Origin of the sequence: Dinghuibacter silviterrae (assembly GCF_004366355.1) — a bacterium.
Taxonomy (GTDB): domain Bacteria; phylum Bacteroidota; class Bacteroidia; order Chitinophagales; family Chitinophagaceae; genus Dinghuibacter; species Dinghuibacter silviterrae.
On record NZ_SODV01000001.1, the window covers coordinates 294,322 to 313,900 of the forward strand.

The window sequence follows — 19,579 nt, forward strand, 5'->3', positions numbered from 1 at the left end:
TTGGCTATCCCCGGGGATGGGGCTAAGACGAGGGCCAGTCCATGGCGACGAGCTCATCCTGCTCGATCCTTTTCAAGTTCCCGGAAACGGGTTTCATCTTACTGTCCCCCTTTATTCCGAAGCTGATACTCCTTCGGCGGCTCCACCCCCAGTAAGTTCCTGACGAAGTAGTCCCACCGCTTCCGCGTCATATACAACGAATAGGCACCATACCCGTGCGGGCTGTTGGGAAAAACAACAAGGTCGTAGTCCTTGTTCGCTTTTTCCAGCGCCTCCACGACCAGGAGTGTATTTTCCGGGGGAACGTTGTCGTCCATCAACCCGTGGGCCAGCATCAGCTTTCCCTTTAGGTTCTTGGCGTAGTTTTCGTTGGCCTGGGCGGCGTAGTCCGATGCGCCGGCCAGGCCGTCATACCGCTCGCCCCAGTCGTCTTCGTAGTTGCGGTTGTCGTGGTTGCCGGATTCTGCAATCCCCACCTTGAAAAAGTCGGGGTAGCGGAACATGGCGTCCGCCGTGGCAAACCCGCCGCCGGAGTGTCCCCAGATCCCTACGCGGTTCGTATCGATATAGGCATACCGCGCCGCCAGTTGCCGGATGCCGGCCACCTGGTCGGGCAGCGTGTTCTCCGCCATGTTCCCGTAGCTCATGTCGTGAAAACTCTTTGACCGGAGCGGGTTGCTGGAGCCTTCGAGTGCGATCACGATAAAGCCGAGCTCCGCCAGGGCCTGGTTGTCCCCGCGGGAGGCAGCAAAAGACCAGCTCCCGACGCTACCCCCCTGTGGCCCGGGATAGATATAGTCGATGATGGGATATTTCCTGGCGGGGTCCAGGTGCGTAGGGGTAAACATCAATCCATACAAATCGGTCGTGCCGTCGTGCGCCTTTACCGTAAAAGGCGTCACCGGTTTCCAACCCGCCGCGACGAGCCGGCTGATGTCCGTTTTGGCCAGCGTGGCGATCAGCTTACCGTCTATGCCACGCAGCACGGTCACACCCGGTACGTCGGGTTTTGAATAGCTGTCGATAAAATAATTCCCGTCGGGGGACAGCGTCACCGCGTGGTTCCCTGGTTCCGGGGTGAGCAGGGTGAGGTTTTTGCCGTCGAAATTGACGCGGTACAATTGGCTGAAATATGGATTCTCCGGTTGCCGGCCATCGGCGATAAAATACAACTGGCGTTTCTTTTCGTCCACCTTCAGCAACTTTGTCACGACCCAGTCGCCTTTGGTGATCTGGTTTTTTACCTGGCCTGTCTTTGCATCGTACAGGTATAGGTGCCCCCAGTTGTCTCTTTCCGAGTACCAGATGAATTCACCCGAAGCCGGGAGGTAACGCCAGTTGATGGTCCCCTGGCCCGATTCGTACTGGGTGGGCACGGTTTCCTCAAACACTTCCCGGACGGCCCCCGTGGCGGCGTCGGCGATACGGACCTTTTCATTCTTATGGTCCCGCGACGTGGACACAAAAGCCAGCTCCCGGGCATCCGGGCTCCAATCCACATCGTCAAACGTACCGCTGCTCGCGATGTCGTCGCTTAAGGTCGCCCGGTGTGGATCGGGTTCGACCTGGAGACGGATCACCTGCGGCGTATCCACGTTGATGACCACCCGCTGGATGGTAATGATCGTTTTATCCCCGGGGAAAGCATACTTCCATGCTTTCAGCGTGGGCGCGCCGACATTGGTCGTCACCAGGTACATCTCATTGACGCCCCGCTGGTCCTGTTGGAACGTCGCGATTTTCCGGGAATCCGGAGACCAGCGAAGGACGGGACCGTCCCCGTGTCTCCAGCCCGCGTTGTCCGTGGCGTAACCGAAATCTTTTACGCCGTCGGTGGTCAGTTGGGTTTCCTGTTTGGTGGCAATGTCCCGCACCCACAGGTTATAGTCTTTTATAAACGCCTCTTTTTTCCCGTCCGGTGACGCCACGACGTCCGCGGCTCCCCGGCGGCGGAATTCACCGCCCGCGGGTTCGTCACCCGCCCCGGTATCCTCCGTACATTGATACGTCTTCAGGTCGCACTTCCAGCGCTTCCCGTCCGCGCGGAACCGGATGGATCCGCCGTCAGGGGTGTAGGCGAAGCTCTGAAAGGGCAACCGCCCGGCCTCGTAGGTCGAACCGCTCGCCGTAGAAAGTGCCGCGGCCAGCTTTTGCTGATCAAACGCCGGGGATTGTGTCTTTTTCACCGGGTCCACCAGGACGAAGGCACCCCCGTCCCTGAACCAAAACCGCCCGTCCGGAAGCCAGTTCGGACGCACGCTCCCGTGGTCCACCAGGGGCTCCGTGTTGTAGCTCATCATGCTTTCCGCGTGTGCGTAGTCGGTTGCCGTCAGCTGGGCGTGGACAGAAGTAAAGTACCCGCATAGCAAGAGTATCGCGTAGATCTTTCTCATGGGCGGTAATATACTATAAACCGGGAGGCCCGGAGCGCTTCTTTACACGAGCGGTTTAGCGGGTGGAAAATCCAGGGGAATCCTGGTCATCCGGTACACATAGTTGGTAAAGCTCATCACGTTGATCAGCACCATCAGGTCCATCAGGTTCGCTTCCGAAAAACCCGTATCGAAAAAGGTCCGGAGCGTTGCCTCCGCCACCTCCCCCCGGTGCTCGATGACCGACCGGACGATGGCATAGATGGCCTTCCACCGGGGGTCCGGCAGCGTACCCGCCCGAAGCTGCAACGTTTCCTCTTCCGTCCAGTGATTCCGGATCGCGCTGAGTGTGTGCGAGGCCAGACAGTATTCGCACCCGTTGATCTCGGAGACGATCAGGTACACCCCTTCACGGTCCTTGCCGTGAAAAGACCCTTTGGCCTGCGCCTGTACGAAGGCCATGTAAGAGCCAAGGGCATTAGCGGAATACCCGATGGTGGCATACAGGTTCGGGACCTTCCCTGCCGCGCGTTTCAGTTGGTCGAAAGTCGCCTGGGCTTCCGGTGTGACCTCCTCGTAGGACGGAACTTTGAACATATTGTTCATTTTTTCCTGGAAAATACCTATATTTAGCATATAAATCCGTATCCCATGTACCTCCAGCCCTCCACTGTCTGGCTCGCTATTTTGTCCATCTGGGCCATCGTCATCGGTTGTAATGTTTATGTTGGTTATGTCCAGGTACGCCTTTTCCACAAAGGCCTGCTTCATTCCAATTGGAGCCTTGGCACGAGTATTTTGAAAAGCGCCCGGCAATACGCCACGGACCGCCGTGACATCAGGATGATCCGCAACGCCACGGTGTTGTTTAACGTCTCGATCGTCGCCTTCCTCAGTTTTTTGCTGGGGGTAACCTGGTTGGCGATATAAAGAATATGCCTATATTGTACACCGCATGTACTTATGGGGCGTAGGAAAAACAATCGTGATTTTGCTCACCAGTAAAGTCCTGGATACCACTTATCCGAAGGGAGCGAACTATTATCAGCACCAGCGGGACCTGATAGACCTGACCTACAAGCTGGTGGGGAAGGACCCGGATACCCGCGTGGACAGCACGGGGATCACCAATACCAATGTCTATTTCGTGGTCGCACCGATCGTCGAATACACGATTGCCACCGGTTTTTCGCCGGGGGTTGCGACCAGTGTTGCCTTTAAGACCAGCGCCCGGCGGAAAACCAATACGTCGTCCTTCCTCGGCGGCTTCAAGTATACCACCCGGCAACAAACGATTATTCCCATACAGTCCTCCGTCTGGTCGGCCGGGAATAAGTATAACTTCTTAGGCGACTGGCGGTTTCTCAACTATCCCCAGGACACTTACGGTTTTGGCGGTTATACAACCCTAAACGACAAGTATACCGTCAACTACCGGTATATCCGTTTTTACGAATATGCGCTCCGGAGCGTGGCCAAATCCTTCTACGTAGGCGGCGGCTATCAACTGGATCACCACTGGCGGATCACCGAGCTGGATGTACCGCCGGGGGTCGTCACCGATTACCGGAAATACGGATTCAGCGACCATTCCACCTCTTCGGGTATCGCGCTGGACATCTTATACGATACCCGGGAGTCCGCGATCTATCCCGAGGGGGGGGATATGTACGCCAACATCCAGTTCCTGACAGACCTTACTTTTTTGGGGGCGGATCATGCCTACAACTCCGTCCTGATCGACGTCAGGAGATACCTGGGCCTGCCACACCATACCCTCCTCGCCTTTTGGTTTTACAGCGTGCTGACGTTGAACGGGAATCCGCCCTACCTCGACCTCCCGGGTACCGGGAACGACACGTATAACAATACCGGCAGGGGTTATGAGCAAGGGCGGTTCATCGGCAAAAAGATGGTTGACCTGGAAGCGGAGTATCGTTTTGGCATCACCCGGAACGGCCTGGTCGGGGGCGTTGTTTTTTGCAACGCCGAATCCCTTTCCGAACTTGCAAGCAATAGATTCGAGGTGATCTCTCCCGGGTTCGGGATCGGTCTTCGCATAAAGCTCAATAAATTTTCAAACACCAACGCCTGTATAGATTACGGCATAGGCACTAAGGGATCCCGCGGATTCGCCGGCAACTTAGGAGAGGTTTTCTGATATATGGAACACATCGTCTATTTACTAAGTCACTACAAATATCTTCTTCTTTTTCCCCTGGCCATAGTGGAAGGACCCATCCTGGCCGTTATCGCCGGCTTTCTTTGTACGACGGGCGTGCTCAATCCGTTGTTTGTCTTTCCCATCATCGTTTGCGGAGACGTCATAGGCGACTCCCTTTGTTATACCCTTGGCCGTTGGGGCGTCCCCAAACCCATCCGAAGGCTCGCCCTCCTGTTGGGCGTTAAAAAAGAGAACGTCGATCGGGTCCGGACCTTTTTCGATACCCACCCCATAAAGACCATCGCCTTGTCAAAGATCACGCTGGGCATAGGCGTGGCCGGTATCTACCTGGCGGGAAACACAAAGGTTCCCTATCCCAAATTCATCCGGATATGCCTGGCAACCTCCGCCTTGCAATACCTCGTGTACCTGACGATCGGATTTGTTTTCGGCGGGGCCTACAGGGAAATCAACCGTTACCTCAACGACGCCGCCTCCCTGATCATCGTCGTAGCCCTGGCGATTGTCGTATTATTGTTGATCAGAAGAAAATTGCGCAAAGCATGAAGATCCTTTTCGTATCGGACACGTATTATCCACACCTGAACGGGGTGTACTACTTTGTCTGCCGCATAGGCCCGCTGTTACAGGCAAAGGGACACGAGGTGACGGTCATCGCCCCTTCCCCCACCAACAAGCCCACGCTGGCCACCATCGACAACCTGGAGGTCCATGGCGTCCCTTCTCTCTCCACGCTGTTCTATCCCCAATTCCGCGTCCCCAACCCCTATCGCCTTAAACAAAGGGTCCGTCGCCTGCTACAAACCATACAACCCGATGTGATCCATATCCAGGACCACTTCGCCCTGGGCAAAGCCGTTGTCCGGGTCAACCGCCACATCGGCATCCCCATTGTGGGGACCAACCACTTCATGCCCGAAAACCTCACCGCCCTCGTTCGTTCCAGGGGCATGCGCATCCTTATGGAACGATTCCTGTGGACGGGCTTTTCGAGGGTTTTCAACCAGGTGGCCCAGGTCACCACCCCCACCGAAACCGGCGCCGCCCTGATCCGGCCAAGGCTCCGTACCGCCGTATCGGCGCTGAGCAGCGGCATCGACTTCGACCAATTCAACCACTTCGGCGCCAGCAGCGACATCAAAGCCAAATACGGCATCCCGGAAAAGCCCCTGCTCATCTTCGTGGGCCGCATCGATCCCGAAAAACACATCGACGAAATCATCCAGGCCGTGGCCCTCGCCTCCCAAAAAACCGACCTCTGTTTTGTCATCGTCGGCAAGGGCCTCAAAAAGGCCGCCCTGGAAGCCCAGGTCAGGTCGGAAGGGCTTACGGACCGCATTATCTTCACCGGTTTCGTACCCGACGAGGACCTTCCGCTTTTGTACAAGGCCAGCCACTGTTTTGCCATCGCCAGCATCGCCGAACTCCTGAGCCTGGCGACGCTCCAGGCTATGGCCTCCGGTTTGCCGGTCATCGCCGTCAACGCCGGCGCCCTGTCCGAGATCGTGCGCGACGGGGACAATGGTTTTCTTTATGCCTCGGGGGATGTTCCTGCTTTGGCAGACCATATCAACACCCTTTTCAATACCCCTGGTCTTCCGGAACGCATGGGCCGCCGGAGCATCGAGCTGGCCCGCGTCCATGACATCCACAAGACCGTGGATGCCTTCGAGCAGTTGTATGCGCAGTATGCGCGTTAACGCCGGAGCATCCTGTCCCTGACAATTTCCTGGATCACCTTCTCCCGAAGGCTTTGACTGATGGCGATCCTGGCACTCCCCATATCCAGGACATGCCCATCGATGCTCTTTATTTTATCTCTATTGACGATAAACGACTTATGAACTTTTATAAAGCGCTCCGCCGGGAGCTGTTCTTCCAGCGCTTTCATGGTCACATACACCAGCATTTTCCGGGCGGTCGTGTACAACATCACGTAGTTCATCATCGCTTCGGCGTAGACCAGGTCATCGTAGAGGACTTTTTCGATCTGGCTGTTGCATTTGACGAAAAAATGGTCCTGCGGCCCACTCCCGGCATGAAGGGTTTTCCATTCCAGCGCCTTGTTGCACGCCTTTAGGAAGCGTTCGAAGGCGATCGGTTTGACGAGGTAGTCCAGGACATTCAGACCATAAGCTTCCGCTGCGTGCGCCGGGTAAGCCGTCGTCATGATGAGGCTTGGACCAGGGGACAGCCCCCGGATAAAATCCATGCCGTTGATCTTCGGCATATTGATATCCAGAAACAATACATCGACCTGGCCCGCCAGGGGCAGGGCCTGCAAGGGGTCTTCGGCTTCGCCCACGAGCTCCAGGAAGGCCACGTCCGCGATAAATTCTTTGAGCACCTTGCGGGCCACCGGTTCATCGTCGATCACCACACACGTTAAGTTCATGACAAGTCGATCTTCAGTTTTGTAATGTACAGATGGTCTTCCGTCTCCGTTGCATAGGTGTATTTCCCCTCGTATAAAAGGTCCAGTCTTCGTTTGAGGTTGGCGATCCCGATGCCGTTGGAGTTACGGGTGGGGATGGCCTGTAACCGTTCTTTGGTATTGCCGACGGAACAGTATAACACTTTTCCCTTTGTACAGATCCGGATGGAGATCCGGTTCTCCCTGTCGGGGAAATTGCTGACGAATTTGAATGCGTTTTCCACCAGGACGATCAGCAACAACGGGGCGATCGACAATTCGGGACGGGGCTCCTGGATATCTGCGTCCACCCTCAACCGGTCGTTTTTACGGAGCCGCTGAAAGTCTATATAATTCCGGATGTACGCGATCTCTTTACCCAGGTTCACTTTGTCCGTTCCGCAATCATACAACTGGTAGCGCAACAACTCCGAGAACTGCAACAGGGTGTCCCGGGCGATCGTATTGCTTTTGTCGATTTGCCCGTACACTGTATTGAGGGAATTGAAAAGTGCGTGCGGGTTGACCTGGGCTTTTAGGAATTCCAGCTCGCTCCGCACCTTTTCCTTTTCCACGCGCTCCAACTGCTGTTCATGACGGATCCGGTCGAGGAGCATCCGCCCACCGGTCAGCAAAAAAACCCAGATGGAAATATTCACCATAGAACCGGTCAGCAACCGGCCGGCGGGCATCGGGTACAGGCTCCAGGCCACCAGGGACCGGAGAACCGCCGAAAGGATCAGGATCCCCAGCGAAAGCACCAGGAACAGGAAGTACTTCCGTTTCAGAAGAAAACGGGGTATGACCAGCGTATACAACAGGTAGTAATCCGCGGTAATAAAAACCAGGTAGCAAAACTGAACGGACAGGTTCCTGGTCAGGGTGAACGTATAGTTCCGGAAAAAAATCAACCAGAAACCGTACATCCCCAGCCAAAACAGCAGGTGATATATAAAGGCCTTTTTTGTCAACGCCCCTATTTTTTTCAAAGGTAGCAAGCCCTCCGGATCCACCGGCTATGGTTCGTGGAGAAAAACCCGTGGATCGTGTAAAACAGCCGCCCGGGGAATGCCCGTGCCGGATATTTATAGAAAAAAAATGAAAAAGATCATCCATTGGTTGCTCCACCCGCCCGTAACGGGCCCGTCCAGCATCGTCATCCTCCGGCTGATGGCCGGTGGCGTATTTTTCTGGGAAGGGATATTGAAGTTCGTTTACCCCAACCAGGGTGTCGGGCGTTTTACCAAACTGGGTTTCCCCTTCCCTGAAGCGACCGCGCACTGGATCGCCGTGGGAGAAATCGTGGGGGGGCTTCTCCTGATCGCGGGGCTGTTCACCAGGATCGTTGCGCTTTATTTCATCGTGCAAATGATCGTGGCCGTCCTGACCACCAAAATAAGCCTCTACTTAGGCACCAGCCCCCTGCCGCTCCCACCCGCTCCCCCGAAAACGGGCATTTGGGCGGTCCTGCACGAGATCCGGGCCGACTACGCCCAGATCATGGTCTGTCTTTTCCTGTTGCTGGAAGGAGCCGGCCGAAGGTCCCTCGATTTCCTCGCCGACACCCGTGAGAAACTTACCTTTGCTTCATCATGAGAATAGCCCTCGCCTCGCCTCCGTTTCCCTCTTCCATAGCCGAAGCCCTTTCCTGGCTGGACAAACAGGCCGGGGAGGCTTCGGCGGCAGGAGCGGAGCTCGTCTGCTTCCCCGAAACGTTTATCCCGGGGTACCCCTTTGGGCAACACACTACCGATGAACGCACACCGGAACAGCTAAAGGCCGCGCTCGAAAAAGCAGGCGCCATCGCAAAGGCCCACCGCATCGCCCTAATCGTGCCTATGGACTGGTATGAAGGCGCACAATTCCTGAATGTCGCTTTTGTGATCAACAACAGCGGGGAAGTCCTCGGCTACCAGACAAAGAACCAACTGGACCCCTCCGAGGACACGATCTGGCAGGCCGGTACGGAGCGCAGGCTGTTCGAAATCGACGGCCTCCGCTTTGGTATCACGATTTGCCACGAAGGCTTCCGCTACCCCGAGTCCGTCCGCTGGGCGGCGCGCCGCGGCGCCGGAGTTGTTTTTCATCCGCACGCCAACGGAAGCGAAACAACCGGTGTGTGCCCAAAGGAGTGGGGCAGCATGGACAGCCCATATTATGAAAAGGCGATCATGATGCGGGCGTTGGAAAATACGATCTTCTTTGCCAGCAGCAATTACGGGACCGCGTATCCGGAATCCGCCAGCGCCGTCATCGCGCCCGACGGCACTTGTCTCATTCACAGCACCTACGGGCGGCCGGGGGTCATCGTCGCCGACATCGATCCCCTGCAGGCCACTGGGCTATTGGCCAACCGGTTTAAGCCCGATAACTATCCCTATTAGCATCGGCATACGCCGTCAGCCGTTCCATCGCCTTCTCCTTGATCCGGCAGGCGTCCACAAAAGGCAGACAACGCTCGTCAGACAGCAACATAAAATCCATCCGGCCATTAAACGAGCTGACGACAAGGGTATTGGCATTCCGCCAGGGGAAAGCAACGGAGGGACTGTGGATGGCGTCTACTGAAAAGAAACGGTAGTCCGGCGGTATGTCCAGGCGGCCCATATTGGAAAACGTAAAGTCGTGGGTCCCCCGTGTCGTTCTAAGAAACCGGATCATCGCCTTCATGGATCCATGGAGGTACTCGCTGGTGAGCAGCATGTCGTCCACGTTCAGCGCCGCCATTTTTGAGGACAAGGTCTCTTTGAGCCGCACAGCCCGTGTCCAGAAATCAAGACCCGGTTCCTTATCGAGGTATAGATCGATGATGGGGGCAAAAGCAAAAAGCATGTCCTTCCTGACCTCCGGAAGAAATCGGCGGATGTCCGCGGGACAAAGGAGCTTTCCCTTGGCGCGCTCGCCCAACACATGGCCAAAGGCTTCCAGGAAGGCGACGGCAAGGGCGGCGTGAACGGTGGTGTTCATCGCCTTGCACCGGTTGGTAAAGGCACTGGAATGGTCGGCGTCTATCTTCCAGTGCAACAGGTACGGGCTGGCAGGACCGGCGGCCGGACGGGCCGTCCTGAGCCCCAGGAATAGCCGCGCGACGGCGGCCCAAAAAATTCCCTTCCACCGGATCCGGCCCTCGGCCGGCGTGTTGCCTGCGAGCAGTTCGCGGACGGATCCGAAGGACAAATAACCTGTCATGTTTTCTTCCGGCCGGTCCAACAAGAACAGCAGTTCCCGCATAAGGGTGACAAACGATGTCCCGTCGCAAATACAATGGGCACAGACCAACAGGAGGTCGGACATTTCTCCCGACCGCAGCCAAACCACCCTCGCCAGCGGGCCATACTTTTTGTCAAAGGGCTTTTCCCATTCCAAACGGGAAACGGTTTCCCAGTCTTCCCCGGACCGGCGTTCCAGCACCTGAACAGGGATTTCACCCACGACGTCGCTGGTGACAAAAAAAGGGGTCCCCCTGGCGTCTTCTTCAATCCGTGCCCTCAGCAAGGGGTGTTTTTGTTGCATCTTGAACAAGGCGGCGCGAAGATGATACGGGGAGACGGCACCCCTCAACGTGACCGTGAAAACAGCGTTGAGCGGCGTTTGTGCATCTACATACATGATCCTTTCACCGAAGATCAGTTTCCGTTTCATACCATTGCTTTTTGGAGTATATCCATGGCCTCCCCTTTTATGGCAAGGGCCTCGGCCCGGGGGAGGAATATTTCGTTGGAGACCAGCGCAAAATCCAACCGCTCCCGGTAGGTGGACGTGACGACCGTGGTCGGATCCCCTAATGGACCCATGACCGTAAAGCTGTACAGGGTCTCCAGCTCGAAGGTGGACCACCGCCACGGAATGTTCAACCGGCCCAGGTTGGACAACATACAGTCCTGTCTGGGTTTTCCATGGACGAGTGATTCCCGGATCCTGCGGACGGAGCCGTGAAGGTTTTCCATGGTCATCAGGAACCCGTATGGATCCAATCGGTTCACCTTCCTGGACACCACTTGTTGCAGGTCCCTGGCCTGGTCCCAGAAGGAAGCTCCCGGGCTCAGGGAAAGGGTCATCGAAAGACCGATCGGGAAAAGCGTATCCTCGATCCCGGGCAGGAACTTGCGGATGTCGACCGGACAGGTGAGCCGGTTGTGCGCCTTCCGGCCCCTAACCGTCCTGAAGGCGGTTAAAAATGCAGCACACAAGGCGGTGTTGACCGTCACACCGGTCCGCTGGCAGGTCTCAAACAAGCGGACCGACGATTCCAGTTCCCACCGCCAGTGAATAAAATAGTCCTTGTCCCTGGGAATCGGCGCCGCCCGCCGCCCGGATGCACCGACGAAGCCCCGGATCAACTGTGCCACCAGGTAAGCGCGGATCCGTCGTCCGTTGCTTTTTCGTATGTGCGCAGGAATGAGGTCGTCCAGGGCGACCAGCGTTGTGGGTGCGCACACCGTCTCCTCCGGTTTGTCGAGAAAAGTCAGCAGGTCGTTCATCAACCGCAACGCGCCGCGGCCATCGCAGAAACAATGGTGAAAGGTCATCAGCAACTCCGACACACCCGCCCCGCGAAGCCATACCAGGTCCATCATCGGTTGTTTCCGGCCGTCGAAGACCGTGGTCCATGATTCCATGGACGTCCCGATCCAGTCGTCGTCGGTCTGCCTTTCTTTTACCCGGACGGGTATGGACGCCGGTGCGTCGGATCGTTCGAAAAAGGGAACCCCTTTGTCGTCTTCCACGATTACGGAACACAACAGGGGATGTATCTCTTGTAGCCGGTAAACCGCCTTGCTCAGGCGTTCCAGGGTCAATTCGCCCTTGATGCGTGCCGTCAGTACGCCGTTGAAGGGACTGACCCCGTCCCCCCACATAAACCGTTCGGGAACAGACAAGGGCCGTCTCATTCCGCCAATACTTTACCTGACCATGCAAATGCCTCCAGGTGTTCCACCGCCGCCGCATTCCCACCGGACCCGATAAAGGTTTCCCGGATCCGGCGCGCGTTCGCCCGGTACCGGTCTTCTTTCAGGACTTCCCAGGTGGCCTCCCTCAGCCCTTCCGCCGTCAACCGCTTGTACCGGATCTTTATACCGCAACCCGCCTTTTCGATCAGGGAGGCCGTGTGAAAGTGGTCGTAGGCAATAGGGGTAATCACCATGGGCAACCCATGCAGAAAGGTGTCGTTGACCGTATTAAAGCCCCCATGACAGATCACCGCATCCATTTCCTGGAGCAGCCTGGATTGGGGAACAAAACCCTGTACGATGAAATTGTCCGGCCAGGCGTCGAAAATACCGGGATCGGTGGCCGCGACGACCGTCAAAGGCTCATCGGCAAAAGCTGCCCTCAATTTCTCGAAAAAGGCCCTCCGGATGTCCACCAGCAAGGTGCCCAGAGAAACAAAAATCCGGGGGCGCGGTGTCTCCGCCAGCCGCGCCCAATCAAAGGACGCCGGTTGCGGTCTCCCTTGTACCGGGCCTACGAATTTAAGGTGTGCCGGGAGGTCGTCCCTTCCCGCAAATACGCGGGACGTAAAGACCAGGTTGATCCGGTCGGAGTGGATGTGAAATGCATCCGTATGGATGCCAAACTCCTGTTGCAAACCCAATATAAGGTCCCTTTGCCAGGCAAATATTTTGGGCGCCTTTACAAAGTCCACGCCCAGGTCAGGGGGCACCGGGGTCGTCGTGGCGTTGAGGATGCCTCTCCTGTGTGCGCAAAGGGTGCCCGCAAACATCAGGCAATCGTTGACAAGAACGTCCGGTTGATAGGCGTCGACGACCCGGTCCAGTCCTTCCCTGATAAACCGGGAGAACGGAATATAGGTTTCTTCCATCCCCAGCTTATAGGCCTCCGCCCCCGATATATAGGGACCGTCATCCTGTCTTTTCAGGATGCGCCCGATGGCCTCCCGGTGTTCCTCCAGCTCGGGGGGAACGATAAACCTGCCCCCTTCGGGGATGTGCATGTCCGGAATAGGGGTCAGACCCACCCAGACCACCTCGTGCCCCCGCTCGATCAGGCTGCCGCCTACGCTCAGCGTCGGGCTGATGTGTCCGAAGAAGGGGGGGACGACGAAAAGGAATTTTGACATAAATGCTATTTAGAGTGGCACCATATTTTCCAACAAACCCGCAGCCCTCGCCGTCCCGCCGGCCTCCTCGAACGAAGCCCTGATCCGCCCGGCGGCTTCTCTATAACTGGCGTCCGCCAACACCTCCCGCACCGCCGCGCCCAAATGCTCCGGCTTGAACCTTTTGAAATGAAGCCGGATCCCCGCCCCGGCGGCAGACACCTGCGCGGCCACGTGCGCCTGGTCATACGCAATGGGGAGGACGACCAGCGGCAGACCATGGGTCAGCGCCTCCGACACGGTATTGTGTCCTCCATGACAAACCACCGCCTTCAGGTAAGGCAATACCTCCAGTTGGGGAACCTTTGACTGGACAAGGAAATTGTCCGGCCAATCCCCCAGCAGGTGCGGCTCCGAAACAACGAGCACGTTCACCGGTGCGTTTTGAAACGCAGTGATCACCTTCCGGAAAAAATCAATTTTATGCGCGTGATCAAAGGTTGTCCCGATCGACACGAGGATCCGGGGTTTGTCTTTCATCCGATGAAACCGTTCCCAGTCGAAAGACGTCATCTTTGGCCGGTACTGGAGGACGGGCCCCACGAAGTGAAAATGACCGGGCAGGGAAGACGGTCCGAAAAAGGCCTTGGAGGTAAACACCAAAGCCATGCTGTCCGAACAAACCAACGGCTTGTCCGCAGCCAGGCCAAGCTCCATTTGCAGATCGGCGATCTTCCGTACCCCCCACTCACTGGCTTTTCCACCATCTTCCCGGATAGCCGCGGGCGCGGTCACGGTGGTGGCGAACGGGATCCGTTGCCGGTGTGCCGCCATGGCCCCCGCAAACAGCTGGTGGTCGTTGATCACGACGTCGGGGCGAAACGCCTCCAACTGGCCGGCGATGCGCGGGAACATATAACGGTTCAACGGGATCAGCACCTCCTCATACAAGAATTTGATGCTTTCGATCCCCGAGACGTCTCTTTGGGAAATACCTGTCAGGTACTCCGCCTGATCCTCCTCCGGGGTCCCGGCCAGCAAAAGCGTCCCGCCCTTGGGCAAACGGCTGCCCAACGACTCTTCCAGGCTGATCCAGCCCACCGTATGCCCCCGTTGGATCAATTCGGAGCCTACGCTAAGCGTGGGGTTGACGTGTCCCGACAGGGGCGGAACAATAAATACGAATCTTGCCATGCGATCAAATTTTGTGCGGCGGCGCCGTTAAAACGCCACCATCTCCGAGTGCTGCCGCACCCCCAGGAACCGGCCCAGCGCGTTCGCTGTCCCCGCAGGCTCCTGTACGGGGACATTGTGATCCCCTTCAAGAAAGACCAGCCTCGACCTCGGGATTTTCAGCCACAACCGGTTTCCGGTGGACACACAAGCCGAATTCTTGCCATAGATGAGCAAAGCGTCTTTCCGGATATGCCGGAGACCGGGTTCCGACAGAAAGTCCGTGTCCGCGGCCGTATCCGAACGGAAGGACGTCTCGTGCAACAGGAACCGGTAGACATCATAGTTCCGTTCCAACTGCCGCTTGCCCATCCAACGACCCGCCTGACCGGCCTGGTAACGGATGCCATCGATCAGGACTTCCCGGGAGAACCCTGCAAAAACCTCCACGATGTCCCGGTCGGCCGGATCGGGCGCTTCGATGACGGCCAGCTTGCCTATCCTGTCGGGCGCAAGGAGCGCCGTTTTCAACGCAACCAGCCCGCCAAAGCTGTAGCCCACCAGGTGGACCGTATCCAGACTGAGGACGTCCGCGAGCGCCAGCAGGTCCTCGCTCATCGACTGCAACCCATACCCCGTACTGGCCCGTTCGCTGCGCCCGTGCCCCCTCAGGTCATACAGGACGACGCGATAATGCTCGGCGATCAGGGGCGCGATATGAAAATAATAGACCGACAGGTTGCTCAGCATCCCGTGGATCATCACGACCGTTTCCCGGCCGCAGGGATTCATTTCCTGGTAATGAACCCGGTGGTGGTTGATGGTTATGATTGGCATAGTCTGATATATTCAATGACGTCATTGACTTTTAGCGCGATGAGTTCATCGATGTCCATCCCGGACAGCCATCCGGTAAAATCGATGTCCTTTCCAAAATGGTCCTTTATCTTTTCCGACAAGGTGACGATCTCGATGCTGTCCATTTCGAGATCCCGGGCAAAAGAACTGTCCGCTTGTATGTCCATTTCCAAAGCGAATTCCTCACCGACGATGTCGGCGATGATGTTTTTCAGCACGGCAAAAATCTGCTCGCCGTTGTACTTCTCAGGGATTGTTACAGTGTCCATCCGATGATATGGTTTTGGTGCTCGATTGTTTGTATGCGGACGTCTCCGATGCGGAAGACGTGATCGTCTATGGCCTCGATGACGTATCGTTTGGGGTTGCCCTGCAATCCCTTCCCGAGGTATTTCCCATACGCCTCCTTGGCCACCCATGCGCGGGTGATCCATTCCGGCCGCCCGCCGGAAGGAACCAAGGCCAGCTCCTCCGGTGTAAAAGCTTCCGCCTCGAACCCCGGCCCCCGCTCCTGTATGACTTCCAGGTCGATCCCCACGGGGCTCCCGGCACGGGCGACGCCCACCGAAAAAGAACCCTTGTGCGCCAGGGACACCCCGATGCCGTCCCTAAACAAGGGTTTCCCCAACGGATCGGTCCCCACTTCCAGTTCGATGGGGTAATACTTGTCCTTCCCGGTTTGGGTCAGCAGCCCCCGCAGGGCATCCTTGACGGCGATACGGCCGATGGCCCACTCCTTTTGCCGGGGAAGCGACAGGGTTTCCCGGTAACTGCGTTCTTTACCCGACAGGTAGCGTTTCAGGATAAAGTTCCAGGTGGCGATGCGTTGATAGGTGTGGTGAAACCACCAAACCCCCGGGGCCACTTCCACAGACAGGGCATGATGTAGAGGGTCCATACACACCCGCCACAACCGTTCGTCCACGTCCAACCGCCGGTTTTGCCAACCCCTCAGGACGCACCAGGTCTTCCCGTTTCTTTTCAGCAGGATATCCCCGGTGGCAAATTCGTCCTGCAACTGGATCAACCGGCACGTGCATTCAAAAAGCCCGTCCTGGTCGCCCGGGTCGCCAAAAAATTCCACCTCGTTTATTTTGACGGGGAACGCAACGTTGTCTTTTGGCAGGGTGAGCTGCAACCAAAGCCCGAACAATTGCCCGGCGTTATCGAGCAGCGATCCCTTTCCCGCGCCCCCTTGTATCCAGCCCCGGATGCCGTCCTTCCCTACGGACACGACCTCCCGGATCCCCTGGTAGGCCGGCCCGTGAAACATCATACGGCTATAGATCTCCGCGGGCGTGATCCGGATGTCCAGTACCTCGCCAATATCGAAGTGTACATCCGGCGTCTGTGGATAGGTTGCCGCCAGCACCACTTCCGCACGCGCGTAATTTTCCAGTGTCATCTCCAACACGTCCCGCCCCTTCCAGGAACCCGTCACCCTTTCCCGGAATGGCGCCGCCACATTCATCCACTGAAAAACGGCAACCTGTTGCAGACGGCGCACCTTCCCCGGCGCCCCCTTTTCCGCCGCGATGTCCCAAAACAACTCCAGGGCCATGGTCATCGGTATCACCGGCTCCCTGTCATCGGGATGGGGCCAGCCCGGTCTTTGCCGGATCAGCGAATGATCGATCAGGTAGGGTGTATTCTCCAGGGATATATCGAGCGCGTGGGTGAAATTCGGGCGCCGCGGCGCCAGCAAATCAAGAATGTGCGTCTGTGCCTCTGTCAACTCCTGGCAATTTTCGAGGAAAGACTGCATCAGCGGCGACGACGACGCGTAGCCTGTCGGCCCGGCGGCCGCTCCGGCAGTCGCCATCGCAGCAGGCCCCGAGGGCCCCACGGGCCCCGATGCCACGGAAGCTGCCCCCGCGGCGCGCCTCCACTTTTCCAACCCCGCGATCTCCTTCACGGCGGGCGACCCCAACTGCAAAGACACGCCCGCCGGGCGGACAGGCACCCCCATAAAGGCATAGTCCACCGCACGGCCTTCCACGAATAAAGCCGCCAACACCCTTTGCAACTGGCAAAGCCCCGAACGGTGCGGAACATTGGCCGCTACGGCGCTGTAAGAACGCTGTTTGAGTGTATCGTCGACAAATCCCGTGAGCCCTCCCGAACCCACCTGTATAAAAACCCGCGTTCCTTCCTCGTAAAGACGATCGATCAATTCCCGGAAACGCACGGGTTGAAGAAGGTGTGCAACGGTCAGTTGCCGCACGCCCTCGGCATCGTCCGGGTAAGGGGCGACTGTCGTGGCGGACCACAGGGGGATGGCCGCCTTTTGAAAGGGAACCTGGCTCAGAACCTGCATCAACCCCTCCAGCCGGTCTTCGATAAACGGCGAGTGAAACCCCGATTGAAAAGGCAGCCGCTGGACAAAAACCTGTTGTGCTTTTAACTGGTCTTCCACTCTTTCCAAAGCGGCTTTCCTACCACAAAGGATCACCTGTTGCGGACAATTGTCTATGGACAGGTACACCTCCTCCACCGCCAAAAGCAGCGGTGCCACTACAGGATACCCGCAACCCGCCACCAGAAAACCTGCGTCTTCAATATCGAAAAGGGCAGGGTTCAATCCCCCCAGCATACGCGCGACGGCCTCCGGTGATGCGAGCGATGAAGAACGGGCCGCCAGGAATTCACCAAGGCTGTGGCCTGCGTTCAGGTCTGGCGATATACCCAGTCTTTTCAACGCCGTATCCAGGGTCTCGCTTCTCTCGATGGCCTGAAAGGCCACCTGGAACAATTCCGTTTCCGAGGATACCCCGTACCGTGCGGGCTCGATACCGAAATACGAAGCCACGCTCTCCGTCTCCCCCGCACCGAGCCCGTCAAGACCAGGGAAAAGAAAAGCGACTTTGCCCCCGGAGGAGACTAGTGGCGTCGTCGTAAACCATATATCCTGCTTGTTCCGCCAGGGTGTCCCCCGGCGTATGATGTTGATCGCTTTGCGGATTCTTTCTTCCGTGGGGTCAAACAGGGCAAGCCGGCAGGGCCCTTCTCCCGGATCGGTCTCCCCATTTTCGAGGGCCTCGATCAGGGCATCCCCGGTCGCGCGGGCCAGTAGCCGTACGGAATCCATACCTGAATTGGTGACGCGCGGACGTCGACGACCGGTCGACGCCCCCGGCGCCCCCTGCAACACCACGTGCGCATTAATCCCCCCAAACCCAAACGCATTCACCCCCGCCACCAGGGGCAGGTCCGTCTGGCGCCAGTCAAGGGTTTCCCGGACGGGTTCGAAACGCGTCTGCCGCAACTGTTCCAAGGGTTCCTCACAATGCAGCGTGGGCGGTATCTTCTCATGATAAAGGGCAAGCGCTGTCTTGATCAGGCCCGCGATACCGGCGGCCGGCATGGCGTGTCCGATCATCGACTTCACGCTCCCGATCCCGGCCCGGGGCAACGCATTGTCGTTACCAAACACCCGGGCAAGGGTTTCCAGTTCCGTTTTATCGCCTAAAGGCGTACCGGTACCATGGGCTTCGATATAGCCGATGTCCCGCACCGCCATCTGCGCCTGCTGCCAGGCCTGTTCCATCGCCTTCGACTGGCCCTTGACCGAGGGACTCATGACGCTCGTGCCGGCGCCGTCGCTGGAAACACCGACCCCGCGGATCACGGCGTAGATCCTGTGTCCTCCCGCCAGGGCGTCCTCCAGACGCTTCAACACCACAAACCCACACCCCTCCCCAATCAGCAAGCCGTCGGCCCGCTGATCGAAGGGCCGGATCTGCTGCCGCCTGGACAACGCGCCCAGTTGGGTAAATATGCTCCAGAAGGGTGCGTTCTGCCCGGCATGGATCCCACCGGCAATCACCATGTCGGACCGGCCGGCGCTCAATTCCCGGACGGCATGGTCAACCGCCACCAGCGAGCTGGCGCAGGCGGCGTCCACGGTATAGGCCGACCCGCCCAGGTCCAGCCGGTTGGCCACCAGCGAGGCCGCCAGGTTGGGCACAAGCCCCATCGCCACGTCGGGTCCGAAACGTCCCTTCTTCGACTGAAAGTCTCTTTTGATCTCCTGGATCTCTTGTTCCCTGGCTTCCGGTAACAATTGCCGGAGCAGGTGAACGATTTGTTCGCCCGTGCGCACGATATCGGCGACGCGGGTGGCGCCGGGGCTCATATAATTGCCCTTGCCCAAAATGACGGCCGTCTTGTCCAACGGGAGCCGCTTATCGAAAACAGACGCGTCTGCCAGCGCCTGTTGCGCCAGGCGGAGCGCCAGCAATTGCTCCGGCTCGGTGCCCTCGACCGCCAGCGGCAAAAGCCCAAACGCCAAAGGATCGAAGGTGGCAAAGGAGTCGATAAAGCCACCCTTCCGGCAATAAAAGCGGTCCGCCGCCGGCCCTGCGTCGTCAAAAAAACTATGGTCCAGCCGGTGTTCGGGCGCCGTTTGAATGGCGTCCCTTTTGTCCAGGATATTTCTCCAGAAGGTATGGACGTCACCTGCCCCCGGGAAAATCCCCGACATACCGACGATCGCAATTTCCAAGGGTTTCTGCATA

At 57.7% G+C, this 19,579-nt stretch carries 17 protein-coding genes; 6 read left to right on the plus strand and 11 right to left on the minus strand.

Annotation, left to right across the window (positions count from 1 at the left end):
* Nucleotides 1–98: 98 nt before the first annotated feature.
* A complete protein-coding gene (locus tag EDB95_RS01245; protein WP_211352033.1) occupies nucleotides 99–2,393 on the minus strand; it encodes a S9 family peptidase in 2,295 nt (764 codons plus the stop codon).
* Between the two features lie 42 nt (nucleotides 2,394–2,435).
* Nucleotides 2,436–2,969 carry a carboxymuconolactone decarboxylase family protein gene (locus EDB95_RS01250; RefSeq protein ID WP_162852445.1) on the minus strand — a complete coding sequence of 178 codons (534 nt, stop codon included), beginning with the start codon at nucleotides 2,967–2,969 and terminating at the stop codon, nucleotides 2,436–2,438.
* A 54-nt stretch (nucleotides 2,970–3,023) separates the two neighbouring features.
* Here EDB95_RS01250 and EDB95_RS27200 point away from each other — a divergent pair, with 54 nt between their 5' ends.
* From EDB95_RS27200 to EDB95_RS01265, 4 genes are all read left to right on the plus strand, one after another.
* Nucleotides 3,024–3,302 (plus strand): hypothetical protein, encoded by a 279-nt coding sequence (locus tag EDB95_RS27200; protein ID WP_162852446.1) that lies wholly within the window; start codon nucleotides 3,024–3,026, stop codon nucleotides 3,300–3,302.
* A 61-nt stretch (nucleotides 3,303–3,363) separates the two neighbouring features.
* Nucleotides 3,364–4,533: a BamA/TamA family outer membrane protein gene (locus EDB95_RS01255; RefSeq protein ID WP_133989776.1), complete on the plus strand. Its 1,170-nt coding sequence runs from the start codon at nucleotides 3,364–3,366 to the stop codon at nucleotides 4,531–4,533.
* Nucleotides 4,534–4,536: 3 nt separating this feature from the next.
* Complete coding sequence (locus EDB95_RS01260) at nucleotides 4,537–5,103, plus strand: DedA family protein (RefSeq protein WP_133989778.1); 567 nt, start codon at nucleotides 4,537–4,539, stop codon at nucleotides 5,101–5,103.
* On the plus strand, nucleotides 5,100–6,257 hold the full coding sequence (locus EDB95_RS01265; protein ID WP_162852447.1) for a glycosyltransferase: 1,158 nt from the start codon (nucleotides 5,100–5,102) through the stop codon (nucleotides 6,255–6,257). The genes EDB95_RS01260 and EDB95_RS01265 overlap by 4 nt, the downstream gene beginning before the upstream one ends.
* Here EDB95_RS01265 and EDB95_RS01270 read toward each other — a convergent pair.
* Complete coding sequence (locus EDB95_RS01270; RefSeq protein ID WP_133989782.1) at nucleotides 6,254–6,952, minus strand: LytR/AlgR family response regulator transcription factor; 699 nt, start codon at nucleotides 6,950–6,952, stop codon at nucleotides 6,254–6,256. The genes EDB95_RS01265 and EDB95_RS01270 overlap by 4 nt on opposite strands.
* Entirely contained in the window at nucleotides 6,949–7,941 is a 993-nt protein-coding gene (locus EDB95_RS01275; protein WP_133989784.1) for a sensor histidine kinase, read from the minus strand. Before EDB95_RS01275 ends, EDB95_RS01270 begins: the two co-directional genes overlap by 4 nt.
* A 127-nt stretch (nucleotides 7,942–8,068) precedes the next feature.
* Between EDB95_RS01275 and EDB95_RS01280 the strand changes: the two genes are divergently transcribed.
* Nucleotides 8,069–8,566, plus strand: coding sequence for a DoxX family protein (locus tag EDB95_RS01280; RefSeq protein ID WP_133989786.1), 498 nt, complete (start codon nucleotides 8,069–8,071; stop codon nucleotides 8,564–8,566).
* The gene (locus tag EDB95_RS01285; protein WP_133989788.1) at nucleotides 8,563–9,354 is read left to right on the plus strand and encodes a carbon-nitrogen hydrolase family protein; all 792 of its coding nucleotides are present in this window, start codon (nucleotides 8,563–8,565) and stop codon (nucleotides 9,352–9,354) included. The genes EDB95_RS01280 and EDB95_RS01285 overlap by 4 nt, the downstream gene beginning before the upstream one ends.
* Here the strand turns inward: EDB95_RS01285 and EDB95_RS01290 are convergent.
* The 7 genes from EDB95_RS01290 to EDB95_RS01315 are packed head-to-tail and all read right to left on the minus strand — an operon-like array spanning nucleotide 9,329 to nucleotide 19,578.
* Nucleotides 9,329–10,612, minus strand: a complete 1,284-nt coding sequence (locus EDB95_RS01290; RefSeq protein ID WP_133989790.1) for a condensation domain-containing protein — start codon at nucleotides 10,610–10,612, stop codon at nucleotides 9,329–9,331. The genes EDB95_RS01285 and EDB95_RS01290 overlap by 26 nt on opposite strands.
* The gene (locus EDB95_RS01295) at nucleotides 10,609–11,862 is read right to left on the minus strand and encodes a hypothetical protein (protein ID WP_133989792.1); all 1,254 of its coding nucleotides are present in this window, start codon (nucleotides 11,860–11,862) and stop codon (nucleotides 10,609–10,611) included. Before EDB95_RS01295 ends, EDB95_RS01290 begins: the two co-directional genes overlap by 4 nt.
* A complete protein-coding gene (locus EDB95_RS27485) occupies nucleotides 11,859–13,052 on the minus strand; it encodes a glycosyltransferase (protein ID WP_211352034.1) in 1,194 nt (397 codons plus the stop codon). Before EDB95_RS27485 ends, EDB95_RS01295 begins: the two co-directional genes overlap by 4 nt.
* A gap of 9 nt (nucleotides 13,053–13,061) precedes the next feature.
* Nucleotides 13,062–14,225 carry a glycosyltransferase gene (locus tag EDB95_RS27490; RefSeq protein WP_211352035.1) on the minus strand — a complete coding sequence of 388 codons (1,164 nt, stop codon included), beginning with the start codon at nucleotides 14,223–14,225 and terminating at the stop codon, nucleotides 13,062–13,064.
* Nucleotides 14,226–14,252: 27 nt separating this feature from the next.
* On the minus strand, nucleotides 14,253–15,041 hold the full coding sequence (locus tag EDB95_RS01305) for an alpha/beta fold hydrolase (protein ID WP_133989794.1): 789 nt from the start codon (nucleotides 15,039–15,041) through the stop codon (nucleotides 14,253–14,255).
* The gene (locus EDB95_RS01310; protein WP_133989796.1) at nucleotides 15,029–15,331 is read right to left on the minus strand and encodes an acyl carrier protein; all 303 of its coding nucleotides are present in this window, start codon (nucleotides 15,329–15,331) and stop codon (nucleotides 15,029–15,031) included. The genes EDB95_RS01305 and EDB95_RS01310 overlap by 13 nt, the downstream gene beginning before the upstream one ends.
* The gene (locus tag EDB95_RS01315; RefSeq protein ID WP_133989798.1) at nucleotides 15,319–19,578 is read right to left on the minus strand and encodes a type I polyketide synthase; all 4,260 of its coding nucleotides are present in this window, start codon (nucleotides 19,576–19,578) and stop codon (nucleotides 15,319–15,321) included. Before EDB95_RS01315 ends, EDB95_RS01310 begins: the two co-directional genes overlap by 13 nt.
* Between the last annotated feature and the right edge of the window lies 1 nt (nucleotide 19,579).

What these genes read in the sequence shown, in the direction of transcription:
- EDB95_RS01285 (WP_133989788.1), top strand. Translation starts at nt 8,563, where the DNA reads ATGAGAATAGCCCTCGCCTCGCCTCCGTTTCCCTCTTCCATAGCCGAA.
- EDB95_RS27200 (WP_162852446.1), top strand. Translation starts at nt 3,024, where the DNA reads ATGTACCTCCAGCCCTCCACTGTCTGGCTCGCTATTTTGTCCATCTGG.
- EDB95_RS01260 (WP_133989778.1), top strand. Translation starts at nt 4,537, where the DNA reads ATGGAACACATCGTCTATTTACTAAGTCACTACAAATATCTTCTTCTT.
- EDB95_RS01295 (WP_133989792.1), bottom strand. Translation starts at nt 11,862, where the DNA reads ATGAGACGGCCCTTGTCTGTTCCCGAACGGTTTATGTGGGGGGACGGG.
- EDB95_RS01265 (WP_162852447.1), top strand. Translation starts at nt 5,100, where the DNA reads ATGAAGATCCTTTTCGTATCGGACACGTATTATCCACACCTGAACGGG.
- EDB95_RS01290 (WP_133989790.1), bottom strand. Translation starts at nt 10,612, where the DNA reads ATGAAACGGAAACTGATCTTCGGTGAAAGGATCATGTATGTAGATGCA.
- EDB95_RS01310 (WP_133989796.1), bottom strand. Translation starts at nt 15,331, where the DNA reads ATGGACACTGTAACAATCCCTGAGAAGTACAACGGCGAGCAGATTTTT.
- EDB95_RS27485 (WP_211352034.1), bottom strand. Translation starts at nt 13,052, where the DNA reads ATGTCAAAATTCCTTTTCGTCGTCCCCCCCTTCTTCGGACACATCAGC.
- EDB95_RS01280 (WP_133989786.1), top strand. Translation starts at nt 8,069, where the DNA reads ATGAAAAAGATCATCCATTGGTTGCTCCACCCGCCCGTAACGGGCCCG.
- EDB95_RS01305 (WP_133989794.1), bottom strand. Translation starts at nt 15,041, where the DNA reads ATGCCAATCATAACCATCAACCACCACCGGGTTCATTACCAGGAAATG.
- EDB95_RS27490 (WP_211352035.1), bottom strand. Translation starts at nt 14,225, where the DNA reads ATGGCAAGATTCGTATTTATTGTTCCGCCCCTGTCGGGACACGTCAAC.
- EDB95_RS01270 (WP_133989782.1), bottom strand. Translation starts at nt 6,952, where the DNA reads ATGAACTTAACGTGTGTGGTGATCGACGATGAACCGGTGGCCCGCAAG.
- EDB95_RS01245 (WP_211352033.1), bottom strand. Translation starts at nt 2,393, where the DNA reads ATGAGAAAGATCTACGCGATACTCTTGCTATGCGGGTACTTTACTTCT.
- EDB95_RS01315 (WP_133989798.1), bottom strand. Translation starts at nt 19,578, where the DNA reads ATGCAGAAACCCTTGGAAATTGCGATCGTCGGTATGTCGGGGATTTTC.
- EDB95_RS01250 (WP_162852445.1), bottom strand. Translation starts at nt 2,969, where the DNA reads ATGTTCAAAGTTCCGTCCTACGAGGAGGTCACACCGGAAGCCCAGGCG.